This window comes from Rosistilla ulvae, from assembly GCF_007741475.1.
Lineage (GTDB): Bacteria > Planctomycetota > Planctomycetia > Pirellulales > Pirellulaceae > Rosistilla > Rosistilla ulvae.
On sequence record NZ_CP036261.1, the window covers coordinates 3,440,064 to 3,455,402 of the forward strand.

Genomic DNA, 15,339 nt, shown 5'->3' on the forward strand with positions numbered 1-15,339 from the left:
GGTCTGACGCGAAATCCCCAAGTCCAATGGCCCCTAGAGACTCCGATTGCCGCGTTGGCGCTGTCCTCTTGCTGGATCTCGATCTCCCACTTGCTATTTTCAGGACTACGTTATGATCACGCACAAAATTCTGCTTGCGGCAAGTTTCGCAGCGTTCAGCATTCCCGCCATTGGTCGATCGGTCAACGCGCAAGAATCGCTGTTGCCCGATCCAGTCCCTGTCGTTGCCGAGGCGTATGCCGAGGGAGTTGTCCCGTACGACTTTTTCGGGTATGCGGATGCTGGCGTCTTGAGGCTTCAAATCGTCGATCTGCAAAACACCGGTCAGGTCTCGGTCGAGGGGCTCAACGCCAAGTTGATCGCGTTTGATGGGATGTCGATGACGGCTGCGGTTTCGCCCAGCGGCGCTGTCGAGTTCAGCGGGGTTCAACCGGGAGCGCACAGCATTCTATTTTCGGGGCCGGGAAAGTTTGCGGCGATCGCGATCTACGTTCGCAATCGCGATTCGCAAACCGGCATTGTCGAGCCCTTGTATATACCCACGATCACGGTATCGAGCGATCTCGAAATTCGAAACTACACGAACTACCTGGCCTATGCCAAGCCACAGTTCAAATACGACGACCGGCTGGATTTTGCCCCGGCGGCAACGCGCGCGAAAAGCTATTACAGCGCCCAATTGCAAACCGACGGCGTAATGACGGGGCGCGTCTATGCTGTTTCAAATCAGTCGCGCGAACTCAACCGGACCACCGAGATCAACATCTACCAACGCGGACGCAAGTTGCAGACCGTGGTTTCTGACGCTTCGGGTTGGTTTCGCGTTGCCGGTTTGCAGCCGGGCGTCTACGACGTCGTCTCGACCGGCTGGCTGGGCTATGCCGCTTTCTCGTTTCAACTGCTTCCGGCAGCACCTGCCGCGGCGGCCGTCAAGTTCCGCAAGACGGCATTCCGGACGGCCAACAACAATCGGCAGGGTGCGAGTCCAACGCTGGAAATCCTGCTGATCCCCGGTCCGATGCGACCGTTTCTCCAAGAAGCTGTCGAATCGGAGATGGATCAACGCGGCGAAACGACTAACCCCATGGCGTCACCGGCAGCGGCGGCCGGTTCGCCAGCCGGTAGCCCAGGATCTGGCGGCGGCGGTGGCGGTGGCGGTGGCGGTGGCGGTGGCGGTGCAGGACTGGGAGCACTGGCAGCTGCAGCGGCCGCGGCGGCAAGTGGCGGTGACGGTGGATCTTCGGTAGCCGACAACACGGCTGCTTCGTGCAAAGTCGTAACGAACCAGTAGGCGTCGATTCGACGACGCTTTGACAAAGATGGTTGCATCAGCATCCCGCTCTCGCATGCCAAATGGAATCCGTCGATCGGGAACACGATGTTGTGGCTGGGGGCGGTTAGTTTTTTGTGGATTGGTCGAGGTTCTGTTTCTCACGACTGATGATTTCTTGCAGCGTCTCGGCGTTCCCCTCGTGGCTCATGCCTGAGATCACGACCAATGGGTCAAACGATCTCCAGACCGGCATGTTGGCCAAAAGGCCGGTTAAAACAAATCCGCTTCGCATCACCCAGGTGATGTATCCTAAGGCAAAGCTGGAGCTGGTGATTCCGACCGTGGTGAAGGTAATCGCATTGCCAAACAATTGCCCATCGATCTGGCTGCGAAATGCATCCATCTCTTCCCAAGCCATACCGGGTTGGGCGATGAAGTCGTATTGCGCGATGATGTTTCCGTCGTCGTTGCGGGTCGCTTGGGAATCGTTCGCGGCCGTTTTTTCGACGTCGCGTTCCAAGGTTATCGCTTGGCGTTGAAGTTGCGGTGCCCAGTTGAACTGTTCATCGTCGCCCAACATGACTCCTAAGATCGCCGCATCGTCTTCGTCGGTTTTGGCAAGGTCTTCCAGAATTTCGATCGCTGCAGTCTCGACCCGACGTGGCGTGACACTCTCGTTGGCTGAATTGGTGTTGGCGCTGCCAGCGGCGATCGCTGATTCCACGATGGTCAGCTTTGAATCGTCCAGGTTGTCGGTCAGCGAATTGCTGCTCGAACTATCGTTGGACGATGACCCGCTGTCCCCAACGGATCCCGTTCCGCCGGACAGATTCGCCGCCGCAATCACGATCACGACCTCTTGGGGTTCCGATGCCGCTTGGCCGTCAAAGGCGACGTAGGTAAATCGATCGATGCCGGCGAATTCGACGTCGGGGTGGTAGACGAAAGAACCGTCGGGGGACAGAGTCAACGTGCCGTTGCTGGGGCCGGAGACCAATTGCGCCGTCAGCGGATCGCCATCGACGTCGGTATCGTTTTGCAATAGCCCGCTGCCGGTCAGTGTCTCGCCACCAACAACATCAAACGAATCGCCGCCCGCGACCGGATTGTCGTTAACCGAAGTGACGCGGACGCTTCTGGCGACAGTCGCGCTTAGCAGGTTTCCATCGTTGATTTCAACCTGCAACACTCGCGGCGTTTCGGACGGCGTTTCGCTTGGATTCCGGTACATTACCGACCGGATCGCGGCTTCGTAGTTCGCCCGAGTGTCGGTGCCAATCAACGTCAGTGTTGCCGACGCCTTGTCCCAATGCCCGTGAATGTTTCCGACGTTGGTGAATTCGAGGTTGTCTTGGTTGGCGGCATATCCGCTGCCAAACCAGATCCGTGCCGATTGCAGGGTGCTGCCGTCCACGTCGTGCAGCGTGATGTTGGCGAGCGGTGCGACGGGACCTTGGTTTTCGATGTAGCTAAGCGTCTCGGTCCCGATCTGAATCGTCGGCGCGTCGTTGGTGCCGCGCACGACGATTGAAACGACGGCTGTAGAGAGTCCATCGCTGCCATCGCTGATTGTATACGTGAAGGTTTCAACCGCTTGTTCCCCCAGCGCCAACGATTCGAATTGGCCGTTGGGATCATAGGAGAAGGTGCCGTCGCCAAGATTGACGAGCGTCCCCAAAATTCCAGTCGCATCGACCGAGACGAACGAAAGCGTATCGAATTCGTTGGGGTCGATGTCATTGTCGAAGACGTTGCCGGTGATGAACGACGTTCCTTCATCGGTGATGAACCCAAATCCTCCGTCGGGGAATGCCGTCGGTGCGACGTTGGTGACGATCAGCGTCGCAGTGGATGTGGCAGTCAGCCCGAGGGCGTCGGTTACTTGTAATCCAATCGTGTAGCTGCCATCGCCGGTGATTCCGTGGGTGTTCAAGGTCGCCCAATCGGCGATTGCCAGTTCCCCCAGCGATTCGCCCGGTTCGCCAAAGATTCCATCTCCATCGAGATCCCAGCGATAGGAGACGATCGCGTTATCGACATCGGACGACAGCGAACCGTCCAGCGACAGCGACGACCCTTCTTCGATCGTGTAGGTTCCGCCCGCATGAGCAGTCGGTGCATCGTTGACTGGGGTGACCGTCAGATGGACAGTCCCCACCGACGAGACGCCGCTTAGATCGGTGAGGGTGTAGGTAAACGAATCGCTTGCCACTTCGCCGCCACCGTGAACGTAGGTGAACGATCCGTCGGCGGCCAGATGGAACGTGGCGGCATGCAGCGGGGCGTCCAGCAGTGCGACTTGCAGCGTCTGCCCCTCGGGATCGTAATCGTTTTGAAGAACTCCACCCGGGCCGCTCTCCACTGGCCCACCACTGACAAACAGCCCCAGTCCCTGCAGACGTTCGGCATTGATTTGGGCGGCCGTTCGCGCGGTATCGGTGATCCGCAGTTCATCGATCAAGCCATCGAAGGCGCGCGACGTCGCCTGGGCAAAATTTCCAACCGTCATGTCGATCGCTGCATCGGAAAGGACCGAACCCGAAGGCGTTCGCATTTCGGTCACCGTTTGCAGGACGCCATCGACGTAGATCTGCGGGTCGTTCGAACTGAAGTTGGAGTCATAGACCAAGGCGACGTGGTGCCATGTGTTCAATTGGATCGACCCGACGGGTGTTCGCCAGTCCGCCTCGCCGCCACTAAAACCAACGTTGAACAACAAGAAGCCATCAGCGGTGCCTTGGTTGCCGACCTCGAGAGCCCAGCCCGCGCCGCCGGTTGAGCCACCGTTGAAGAGACTCGATGCCTTATCGACGATCCGGCCAAAGTTGCCGCCGCCCCAATCCTCTGCGTTGATCCAACCGCTGATCGAACCACCGTTTTCAAAAATGTTATCGAGAGAGGTATCCGATCCCAATGACACGGTGCTGTTGGTTCCATTAAACGAAGCCGCCGAACCGACCTGTCCCGCGGTCGATGATCCGGCGGTTCCGGCCCCATCGTTATCGGCGGTGCTGGAATCCTGTAGGTCGCCATCCAAATGCAGCACGGCCACATTGTCGGTGGTCCATGTGGCACTGGGGGCACTCAGCGGCATCGCGCCGGGGTTATCGTAATACATCCAGATCGAATCGCTGTTGCTGGCTGCATCGATCGTTGGCACTCGAACCCATACATACGAATATCCCGATTCGTCCCACGATTGGATCTCGTGTGTTAAAAGAGTGCCGTCGCTGTCGATGAATCGCAGGTCCTGACCTTGATCCTGCGTCCTGGAATAGTCGATCGTGATCGCGTCGGTCGCCGTCCCATGCAACTTGACCAACACCGCAAAGTCGGTCAGAGCGCTGCCGCTGGCCGAATTGTCCAACGTCAACAACTGGCGCTGATGCCAACTTGCGTTGTGCCAATCCGAATCGACGCTGACGTTGATCGTTCCCCCTTCGGCGACGGTAAAGTTGTCGTCGCCGGCGACCGGTGCCAACGTTGGGGTCACGTTGACGGTGACGGTTTCGATGGCAGAGACGTTCACGTCGTCGGAGACCGTAATCTGCAGCGTGTAGAGAGGGGTGGTGGTCGCATCGAGGACCGTCTGGTCGCGAAGACTCAGTTCACCTGTCGTTGCATCCAATTGAAAAGCATCCAACGTGTTGCCACCGACAATCGTCCAGTTCTGCAACACGCTGGGGGAAGCATCCACATCGCTAGCGTTGAGCGTCCCCAGCAAGGTGCCGCTGGGTTCGATCTCGGATAACGTGAATTCGGCCCCGGCAGCTATCACCGGGGCGTTGTCGTTTTCGTCGGCGATCGCAATACTGACCGACTGCACCACCGATGTGTTGACGCCATCGCTGACCGTCACGCTGAGTGCATAACCGGTGGTGGCTTCAAAGTCGAGGTTGGTCGCATCGGCAATGGTGATCTGGCCACTGGCCGCATCGATCGCAAAGATGCCATCGAGGTTTCCGTCGGTGATCGTCCAATTGCCGAAGGTCGCGGCCGTGTCGGCATCGGATGCGGAGAGGTTGGCGACCAGGGTACCGACGCCGCTCGATTCCGAAACCGTTGCCAACGGAACGCTTGCGATCACCGGCGCGTTGTCGTTGGTGTCGGCGACGGTGACAAGGATCGCGATCACATCCGACGCGCCGCCGGTGTCGGTCGCCGCCACTTGAACCGAATAGCCGTTGTCGCCATCGCTATCGGTCGGGTTTTCAAAATCGGGTGCGGCGACGAACGAGAGTACCCCGGTGTTCGCATCGATTGTAAAGCGGCTTTCATCGGGGCCGCCGATAATGCTGTAGACGATCGTGTCGGCAGGATCGGTTGCTGTCACCGTCTGTGCGATCGTGCTGTTTTCGTCGATCGTCACGATTGCGTTCGACGTGACCGAAGGGGCGACGTTCAACACCGTCAATGTTGTGGTTGACGTGTCGACGCCTCCTTTGCCATCGGAAACTCGCAATCCGATGGTATAGACGCCATCGTTGTCGATCCCGACACCTTGCAACACGGACCAGGGAAGTGTCGCCGTCGAAGTGCGAAGGACCGCCGTTTCACCAAACGAACCGTCGTTATCGAGATCCCATTCGAACTGCAATGGATCGGTATCGGCGTCGGTCGATCCGGTCCCATCGATGGTTAATGCGTCGCCTTCATTGATCGTGTAAGGCCCGCCGGTTACCGCGATGGGAGCGGTGTTGTGGAAGGGGTTGAATTGCCGAACAAACACCCCGGTGGTGTCCCCCGGTCCCGCACCGCTCCAGACGGCAACAAATTGGTCGGGACCGACAACTGCTAGAGAGACTTGGTTCTGGTCGCCGGCGGTCGATGTATTGATGCGGAATTCGTCGCCGTTGGTGGTTCCGTCCGCGTTGTACTTTTGTGCAAAGACGCCGCTGTTGTCGATTGCTCCCGTCCGATCCCCATTCCCCTGCCAAGCGACGATGTAGCTGCCGTCGTCGGCCATGTCGACAACGGGGGAGGATTGCTCGCCGGCTTGTGTCGTGTTGACTGTTGTTGCCGCCCCGATCACATTGCCGGCGCTATCGTAACGCAGCATCTTGATCGTCGTACCCGATTCGGTCCAGACGACGACCATGCTGCCATCGTGATGAACCGCCAGATCGGATTCTCCCGCCATCGTCAAGGCGGAGTCTTCGGGCTTCAGTTCGGAGCCGACAGTGTTCCCGAACGCGTCGAATTTCTGTACTCGAATATCGCTAAAAGCCTGCCATCCGACGACATATCCGCCACCGTTGAGCATACTGATATGCGGATTCGTTGGGCCCGTGTGAAACACAAGGATATCGTTGATGGTGGCGATGTTGTTTTCCGTAGGCCCCGTTTTGGTGCCGTCGGCGTCAAAGGTTTGCGCGAAGACCGAACGCGAGAATAAGTTGTTCTGTTCCCATACGATCGCAAAGTCTCCCGTCGCGCGATCGACGGCAACGACGGCCGATTGTTGCGGCCCGACGGTCGTGGCGTTGACTTGAATCTCGCCCCCCAACTTGTTCCCCGCTGCATCGAAGCGTTGAGCGTAGACGCCGTTGTCATCGCCGTCTTGGTTCGTGCTGGTCCATGTCGCGACGAAGTTCCCTGCCGAATCGCTTGCAACCGAAACGGCAATTTGATCGTTGGCGGTCTGGTTGTTCAGTTGAAACTCATTCTTCAACACGGTTCCATCGGCTGCGTAGATGGCACCGTAGACTCCCCATCCCGAACCATCTTGATTATCGCTCGACCAAACGACGACATAGTTGCCGTTGTCGGCGATCGCAATCGAATTCAGGCTTCCGCGATCGTGTCCCGCTGTCTCCTGGGTGTTGCTTGTGGTCGTGTTGACTCGCGATGTGGCGGTCGCGGCGATCGATGGTGTCACCCGTTCGATTGCGCCGATATCGGGCGAGGCATCGCGCGCGATGCCTCGTTGATCGACCGTTGACGGTCCGGTCGCGGTCCCGGCGTTGATCGCAGCGCTGCCAGCGACGGGCATATGCGATAGCGTCGCGCCGCCGTTGTCGGCAAGACCCGCCAATTGCGGATCGACCCCCGTCAAATCGCCGCCTAATCCAGTCGCCGATCCGACGACCTGAATCATGTTGGAACCATCGCTGTTGAAGTCGCCGGCGACATCTTTAAGTCCGGTAAACGATTTGTTTCCGGCGATAATCGTATTCGAAAGCGTTACCTCATCACCGTCCGAATACACTCCGCCACCGTCGTTGGCATCGTTTAAGGTGATCGTGGAACTGATGATCGTGATGTCCGTATCGGTCCAAATCCCTCCACCCTCGTGCAATGCGATGTTTCCGCTGATGGTGACATTCGTAAGCGTCCCCCCATTGGCACCGTGATAGTAGATCGCGCCGCCATCCTCAGCTGTGTTGTTCGTAAACAGGACGCCGGTGGCATTCAGCGTTCCGTGCACGTGAACGCCGCCGCCGCGATCATTGCCGCCGTCATTTCCTTGCACGACGGAATCGATCAGATTCAACGTGCTCTCTTGGTCGACAAAGATTCCGCCACCGTAATTGTCGTTGGCGCCCCCTTGGATCGTGACGCCTGAGATCGTCGCGACCGTGGTATTGCCGCGGGTGTGAAACACGCGGTCGATCCCGCCGCCGTCGATGATCGTCTGGTCAGCTGCCGCACCGAGGATGGTGACCGATTGGGTGATATCCAAGTCGCCGCGAAGCGCGTTGTTGTCGTTGCCGGCGAGCGTTAGCGTATAGGTCCCTGCGCCTAACTGAATTGTGTCGCCACCGCTGCCGCCGTTGGTCGCGATGATCGCTTCCCGCAGCGAGGTCAATCCATCCCCCGCATCGACCACGTCCGCGGTGGTATCGACGGTGATCACCGCCAATTTCCCCATCCAATCGGACTGCAGCGATTCGCTGAACGCAACCTCCGTTTGGACCGATCCGGTCGTGTACTCCAGCAGCCAGTCGGCGTCATACGCCCCGTTTCCCGTGTCGTCATCGCTAGCCGCCACGTCGCAAGCGCATAGTGCCCCCAACGCATCGATCATCGCACGACCGTCGCTGGTCGACGCGATGTCGCAGCCGTAGATCAGCAGATCGGCGCCGTCGGCAAGGCTGCCGCCCCAGTTCGCGATTTGTCCGGCGTAGCCATCCATCTCGTCGATGCCGAGCCAGGTGTTGCCCAACTTGATCTGCCCCTCTTCCCCGTGAGAGACGATGTGGATGCCTTGAACATCCTGTTGGCCTGCCAGGATCTCGCTGATCTGATCGACGCCATCGCGTTGGGCGTCCAAAATGAAGACAGCAAAGCGGCTGTCGTCGCGGTTCAGATCGGCCGTTAGCGCATCGAGATCGGCCACCGCGGAGTCGATGAATACGATCTGGTTGGCGTTGGATGCCCGCGTCGCATCGCTAGCCGCGGCGCCGTCGGACACTTCGGCCGCTTCGGATTCCAACAGATGGGCGACCTGAGAAGATTGCACGCCGGTGCCATCGACGTCGACCAAATCGGCAACCGCCCCCATCGGCGTGGCGCTAAATAGGACGCGATCTTCCAAGACATCCAATGTCGGCGTCTGGCCTGCGGTACGAACGGGACTCGATAGCGCACTGCCAACACGGGTCGCCCCTTCGTCCACCAGCAACCATGCCCGATCGATCAGAGTTCCGAATCCGAATGTCATGCTGAGTCTCGTGTCCTGTCGCCTGTTGTCAATAGCTCTCATGGAGGACAAGCCAAACCACTTGCGGAATCGCTCGACCATAGAAAGACTACGTCAGACGAAGGGGACGCGAGAAGAAAGCGGCGCCGCCGCGAGAAACCAACCAGCGCAGATAACGGGCTTCTGCCGCCTGCACCGATTATCCGCTGCGAAAAAGCGGTACAGCGATCAGAAATCGATGACTTGCAGGTCTTCGGCAACGCCGATGCCGGGACAATTCGATTCTGCGTCGGCGATCCCGACGGGATCATCCGACGTTTCCAGCGGATTCAGATGGACCAACCAGGTTTGTCGGGCAGCGATCGCGGCGGCGGTTCTGCCGACACGGTCGGTCGAGCTGTGCCCGGTCTTGATCGCCCATTCGTCCTGGCTGGCGCGGAAATTGCATTCGTGCAACAACAAGTCGACACCCCGAACCACCGGAACGTATTCGGCGGTGGGATCGGCCGTCGTGTCGGTTACATACGCCATGCTACGGTCGGGCCAATCGATTCGATAACCGACCGATCCGCCCGGATGTTCCAGGGCAAACGGCAGCACCATCGAATCGCCAGCCAGTGGGAAGGCGTGCCCGGCGACGACGGGCTTCCATTGGACATCCAATTCCACCGGAAAGATCGCTTCGCTGAACAAGTGGCTTTGGATCGCTGCCAATTTCTCCGGTTCACCCCACACGCGAACCTCGCTAACCGGCCGTTGGAAGACGACGCTCAATAAAAACGTGAGGCCGCAGATATGATCCAAATGACTGTGCGAGAGCAGGATGTCCAAGTGATCGGTTTCGATCAACGACGGTAGACGAAACAAACCAGCCCCGGCGTCGAGGACGATCCCCGACTCGGGTAAAAAATAACACGACGTCTGACGCGTTTCGCTGGGATGGTAGCCGGCGGTTCCAAGGCAATGCAGTTTCATATTCGAAGGATACACCAAAAACGCCCGTAGCGCGGGCAAATACTGGCACCGTTTTTCCCGTCGATTGGGCGGTCCGCCATCCTTCGTCCTGCAACGGATGCGTTGGGGGTTACACTGCCCCCTTGGAATCTCTACCGCTATACAATGATCCAGCGATACCGATACCGATGATTGCGAATTGGCTGACGACAAACGCCAGCAGGGCCATTTTGACGCTGTCTTGACCGCCATAAGAGTGCAGGCCGAATCCGAGTTGATTCGTCCCAAACCAGCTCCAAGCGGTGATGATATTCCCAGCGACGGCCAACGTCGCAAAACCTCGTTCGCCAACCATGCCATCCCAGCGGGCATGCAACATCAGGGCGTTCCAAATCACGATCAACAGGGCGCCGTTTTCCTTAGGATCCCAGCCCCAGAAGCGGCCCCAGCTGTCGTCGGCCCACAATCCGCCCAACACGGTACCGATGAAGCTGAATAGGATTCCGAAACAGCAGACACCGTAGATCATCCGGTACAGATCGCGACGATAGGAGAACAATTTGGGGCTGATCCGTTTGGAGAAAAATAGATACAAGATCCCCATGATCCCCGCCAGGAACGTGGCGGTGTAACCGAGAGTGATCGTGACCACGTGCGTCGCCAACCAGAACTGGGTGTCGAGTACCGCTTGCAACACCGGCATCGTATCGCCCGAATTCAAGCTGTAAGCGACCAACAATCCAAAAACACCACACATTGCAGCGACGACGTTGCCGATGCCGTGTCGGTAGATCCGTTCCAACCCCATCCCAAACAGCACGCCAGCCCAAGAGATGAAGACCGCCGACGAATAGAGATTGATCACCGGTGCGCGACCGGTAATCATCATCCGCACCACGAGGATCAAAGTGTGCAGGGCCAGCGAGCAACCGATCAGATAAAATGCGGTCTTCTGCGCTCGGGGCGATTTAATCATCAGACAGTACAACGAAATCAGCAGTGCCAATACATACACGGTGAACGCCGCGACGCTTGAGTGGGTGCCGACCAGCCAGCGTTCCAGTTGAACCCGCCAAGGTTGCATGTTGCTTGGGTTCGCCGCAGCGACGGCCGAGAGAACACTATCTAAACCGTCGTTAAACGCAGTCGGATCCTCGGCGCCGTAACCAGCACGCATCGCGTTGAATCCTGCCAGCCCCGGAATTTCCGCATCGGCTCCGTCCAATTCCGCCGCATACGCTTCCAATGCCGCCGGGGCGTACATCTTCCATTCCGGTTGCGTTCCTTCGATTTGTGTCTCGGTGTCTTCTTGAGGTGGGAAGATCGCGGGGCCACCGACCTGCAACACTTCTCGGACCTGCATCGTATTGACCCGCAAGACCGCTTCGCGAAGATCGCGCAACGACATCCCCTCCGGAATCTCGCTCTCGCTGAGATCGTCGACCCGCAACGGTTCGCGGAATACCTGTTTGATCATCAAGAAGTGATTCAGGCGGCGATACAATTGCATGATCGCATTTTCTTTGAAACTCAATTCTTGAGCTTCTTTCTCGCGAGTCGCCTTGGCGATCTTTTCGATCTTGGCAAACGAAGGCTGCAGCTCGCGGAAGCTGTACCGTTTTTCGGTCCGTTCGGACAACCCAACCTCGCTGAGGACTTCGGTGGCGTCGATCCGAACCATCGGGAAATCCATGATGTCATCGCCATCACCGATCGATTCAAAGAACCACTCCATCGCCGTCAGTTTCTTGCCCACGCGATCGATGAGCGCTTGCGGTGCCTTGGATGTCGGCAGCGAGTCTTTGTTGCTGACGACTTTCATCGCCTCGCGAGCGAATTGGTCCAGCGGCAATACACGGCCGCCCGACATCACCGGGATCTCGCCGGCCCGGTAGAGGTCCATTTCCTTGGCTCGCTGCTCGCTGCTGCTCATATCTTTCCAGAACGTCGGCGGGATCAACATGCTGATCTGATAGAACGCGACCACCGCCACCGTCGCCACGATCGGCCATCGGCTGCCCGTCTTCTCCGGTTTGGGAAGCTTCTTCTCCTCCCGCTCGCGGCGGCCAACAAAACGGTCCAACGTCCCGATGAAGTGGACCATCATTCCCAGACCGACGATGCCACAAGCGACATACGGTATCAACCATCCCTCGTTGCGGACGACTTGCAGAACCGTCGCTTTGGTCCCACCGGGCGATTCCAAATATTGCGACTGATAAAACGTCTCGCCGCGATAGCGCAACGGATTGTTCATCCAAATCCGTTCCTTGCGGTCTTCCCCCGTCTCGGTATCGACGATCCGAATGAAGGAACTGTAATCGCGAGGCGTCTCGGTGCCGCTGTAGTTCACCCGGCGGACTTCGGACAATTGAATCCAATACGGTTTCGGCACGCGAGCGTATCGCAATCCAACGGCAAACTCTTTGTCGTTCGCTTCGAGAATGTCAAAGCTGTCTTTGAACGAACTGCCACTGAACAACTTCTCCGCATCGTTCAGATACTGCGAAACCAAAAACGTTCCCAGCGGTTCGGTCTCCCCTTTGGCATAAAACCGAACGTATGCCGATACGATGTTAGTCCCCTCGCTGGCACCGCCGACCGGGGCTGCCTCTTTGACAGCCAGGCGTTGACCGAGGCCGGTGTCGGCCGGGTTTTCCCCCTCGTCGGCGACTTGGGAGTTGGGCATGTAATCGACGACTTCGATCTCGAAGGGCAGGCGTGGATCGCTGATCCGCGAATCGCTCCCTTCGTACGCCGCCAGCATCGAATCGGGGATCGCAATCACCTGCGTCTCCCCTTCTTTCGATTTGTCCATGAACGCCAGTTCGACTTGGTCCATGTTGATCAAAGTGTTGGACGATTCGCGTTGCGATAGGATCAACCGTTGCTCCAATTGGCGATCACCAAAGGCAAATTGCCCGATCATCAGAAGGGCGACGCCAAAGTGCAGCAGCAGATTGCCACCCTGTTGTCCAAACAACAACAGGCAGCCAACCAACAGGATGCTGGCCACGCCCAAGCCTTTCGCCATCTGCCAAACGATCCGCAGTCCCGGTTCGCCGATCGTAAAGCCGGCAAGGATCGCGATCGCACCGGCACCAAACAGCACGGCCAAGGTTCCAAAGGCGTATTTCCAACCACGACGCGGCGCCGATACGATGCCGGCGATCGATCCGGCCAACGCCATGAAGACCATCGCGCATAACCCATACCAAACCATCGGATACGACGGGGGTTGTCCCTGCAAACCTTCCGCGTTGGAAGCGCCAAATACGATCGCCAACAGAACGCCCAGGCCGACGGCGCAGACCGCGGTACCAGCGATCAACCGCGTGCCGGTCGCACGAATATGAAACCGCGTGATCTTGGCGGCGATCAAGTTGATCAGTAGCGCCAACCCGATCAATTTTCCGCCGGGAAATGGGAACCAGGCACCATCGGGCATCAGCGTGTTGGCACCGATCCGATGTTGGTGAAAGTAGAACGGTTGCGGCACAAAATCGTCGATGTAAACACGGCTGACCCAGCTGGTGAAATAAGCGTCTTTCACCTGTTGCATGTTCATTTCATCTTGAGCCAGCGTGCCGGCCAGGATGATCACGATCGAAAGCGCAAACAACGCCACGGTCCACTTCAGCGAACCTAAAAATGAAAGCACCGACATCGCCATTGCGTTGATTCCAAGTTCGGAATCGCGCTTGCGATCTGCAGTTACCGTTGCCATGGGAGAGCCCTTCTCTATGTATTGCGGTCGTGGGAACGAAGGCTTTTGTTAGCCCTTCGCCGCTGGTTTGATTGTACCTAGGAACTCTGTCAGCGGCTGGTCGGCCGCTTTCACCGCGGCGGGAACGCCGGTCATCTTGATAAACAGGCTCGATCCGCCCTCCAGCGGAACCATCGTCACATCGATCGCCTTCTCGCCCCCCTCGTCTCCATACAACCGGAAGCGGGTGCCGGTGATTCCCATCACCGTGATCTCTTCGCCCGATTCGAGAACCCCCGCCGCATCGTCCGGCTTGCTCTTCGGGTTCACTTGGCTCATCCACATCCCGATATTCGCTTGCATGTCACCCCCGGCTTCGATCAACGTCACCTCCGCCGCACCGTCGTCGGTCGCGACGTCAAAGGCAGCCAATCGCATGCCACCCGACCGCCCCTCGGTCCAGCCCTCGGGAAGTTCGTAATCGTATTTGCGGGGCGAGTCGGACTCTGCCGCCACGGGGGGAGTTGCATGGGGAGGCATTGCACCACCGCCACCACCCATCATCGGCGGACGACCTCCCATCGAAGGTCCCGACTTAAAGACGCCATCGATACTGACCCAGATCGGCTGGGATTCCGACGGCGGATTCTCGACCGTCAACGCTTCGCCACCGGCATATTGCCCGGTCTCCGGCGGCAATGCCATCTGGCCACGCCACCGATTGACGTTGGCGAGCACCTGTTCATCCCAGTCGCCGTTGTTGCCCAGTTCGGCCACGCTCATTTCGATCACGCGTTCACCGGCCGGAATCTGGAACTTCGCATGTTGCATCATGCCTGGCGAGATCCGTTTCCAATCGTCGGGAACGTCCAACTGGGGAACGCCGTCTTCGTATTTCAGCTGTTGAACCCACTTCTTAAAGTCCGATTCGATCTCCGCGACCGAATCGACATCGGCCACCAACTTATAAAACCAAACCTTCTGCGTGGCCGGTACGATTCCGCCGAGCATTCGGTCCTGTTGAATCAACGATTCGGGGACCTCGGTCGGGATCGTGTACGTGGTGATCTGGTCGCTCGAACCGCAGCCGACGTGCAGGAGCATCAACAAGCAAAGCCCCAGCGATCGCATGTTGCCAGGCAACGGGAGCGTATTTGATTTTTTAGGCGTCAAAGCATTACCAAAGTTAGCATCGCGGGAGAGTGCATCGCCCCGTGATTTTAGAATGTGTGGTTCGGTGCAACCGGAGGTGGGTTTGTCGGAAGCAAGCATCAACATCGTGTCGATCGTTCCTTCTCGTGGAGCTTCTGGCTCCAAGGGAGGGTTCGTCGCTAGGTAGGGAGCTGCGTTTACTTCCGTGTATCTTCAACCGATCCCAAGCATACCACACGCAGCTTTCAAAGGGCAGCATCGGGACCATTAATAGGCGGGGAAATCGGTTTCCACCCTGTTTGAAGTATAGCCGAGGTATTTGGATCGGGCGATCCAGAATGCCAAAGCGACCAGGGCAAATCCCTTTTTCAAGCTGGTGCGTTTCAGGAATTGATAACCCGCGGCGTAAGCGAGGCGCGGTGCGGTTTCCTCGCTTACGCGTCGGGTTAGCAAGCGTTCCTGCACCCATGCACTGCCCACTCTCCTGCAATCTATCAGCTGGATGGGTGCTTGGTAAGCGGAAACGCAACGTCAAAGTGTCGCGGGGAACGATCGCTCGAGCGGCCCAGCCAAGACGGAGGATCTGCGGGAAATGGGGCACAACCACTTGTG

General features: G+C 58.1%; 6 protein-coding genes. 1 reads left to right on the forward strand and 5 read right to left on the reverse strand.

Annotated elements, in window-relative coordinates; all coding sequences use genetic code 11:
* Window positions 1–112 precede the first annotated feature (112 nt).
* Window positions 113–1,291: a hypothetical protein gene (locus EC9_RS26495; RefSeq protein WP_218934760.1), complete on the forward strand. Its 1,179-nt coding sequence runs from the start codon at window positions 113–115 to the stop codon at window positions 1,289–1,291.
* Window positions 1,292–1,397: 106 nt separating this feature from the next.
* On the opposite strand, the gene EC9_RS12250 is transcribed toward EC9_RS26495, so the two are convergent.
* The 5 genes from EC9_RS12250 to EC9_RS26500 form a co-directional block, all read right to left on the reverse strand.
* The gene (locus EC9_RS12250; RefSeq protein WP_218934761.1) at window positions 1,398–8,936 is read right to left on the reverse strand and encodes a DUF2341 domain-containing protein; all 7,539 of its coding nucleotides are present in this window, start codon (window positions 8,934–8,936) and stop codon (window positions 1,398–1,400) included.
* A 207-nt stretch (window positions 8,937–9,143) separates the two neighbouring features.
* A complete protein-coding gene (locus tag EC9_RS12255; RefSeq protein WP_145345551.1) occupies window positions 9,144–9,890 on the reverse strand; it encodes an MBL fold metallo-hydrolase in 747 nt (248 codons plus the stop codon).
* A gap of 109 nt (window positions 9,891–9,999) precedes the next feature.
* Window positions 10,000–13,596, reverse strand: a complete 3,597-nt coding sequence (gene ccsA / locus EC9_RS12260; RefSeq protein WP_145345553.1) for a cytochrome c biogenesis protein — start codon at window positions 13,594–13,596, stop codon at window positions 10,000–10,002.
* A 48-nt stretch (window positions 13,597–13,644) separates the two neighbouring features.
* On the reverse strand, window positions 13,645–14,853 hold the full coding sequence (locus EC9_RS12265; protein WP_145345555.1) for a hypothetical protein: 1,209 nt from the start codon (window positions 14,851–14,853) through the stop codon (window positions 13,645–13,647).
* A 141-nt stretch (window positions 14,854–14,994) separates the two neighbouring features.
* Window positions 14,995–15,207, reverse strand: a complete 213-nt coding sequence (locus tag EC9_RS26500) for a hypothetical protein (RefSeq protein ID WP_218934762.1) — start codon at window positions 15,205–15,207, stop codon at window positions 14,995–14,997.
* Between the last annotated feature and the right edge of the window lie 132 nt (window positions 15,208–15,339).

Bases quoted from the DNA above. Each gene is read 5' to 3' on its own strand.
- EC9_RS26495 (WP_218934760.1), top strand. From the start codon at position 113: ATGATCACGCACAAAATTCTGCTTGCGGCAAGTTTCGCAGCGTTCAGC.
- EC9_RS12250 (WP_218934761.1), bottom strand. From the start codon at position 8,936: ATGACATTCGGATTCGGAACTCTGATCGATCGGGCATGGTTGCTGGTG.
- EC9_RS12255 (WP_145345551.1), bottom strand. From the start codon at position 9,890: ATGAAACTGCATTGCCTTGGAACCGCCGGCTACCATCCCAGCGAAACG.
- ccsA (WP_145345553.1), bottom strand. From the start codon at position 13,596: ATGGCAACGGTAACTGCAGATCGCAAGCGCGATTCCGAACTTGGAATC.
- EC9_RS12265 (WP_145345555.1), bottom strand. From the start codon at position 14,853: ATGTTGATGCTTGCTTCCGACAAACCCACCTCCGGTTGCACCGAACCA.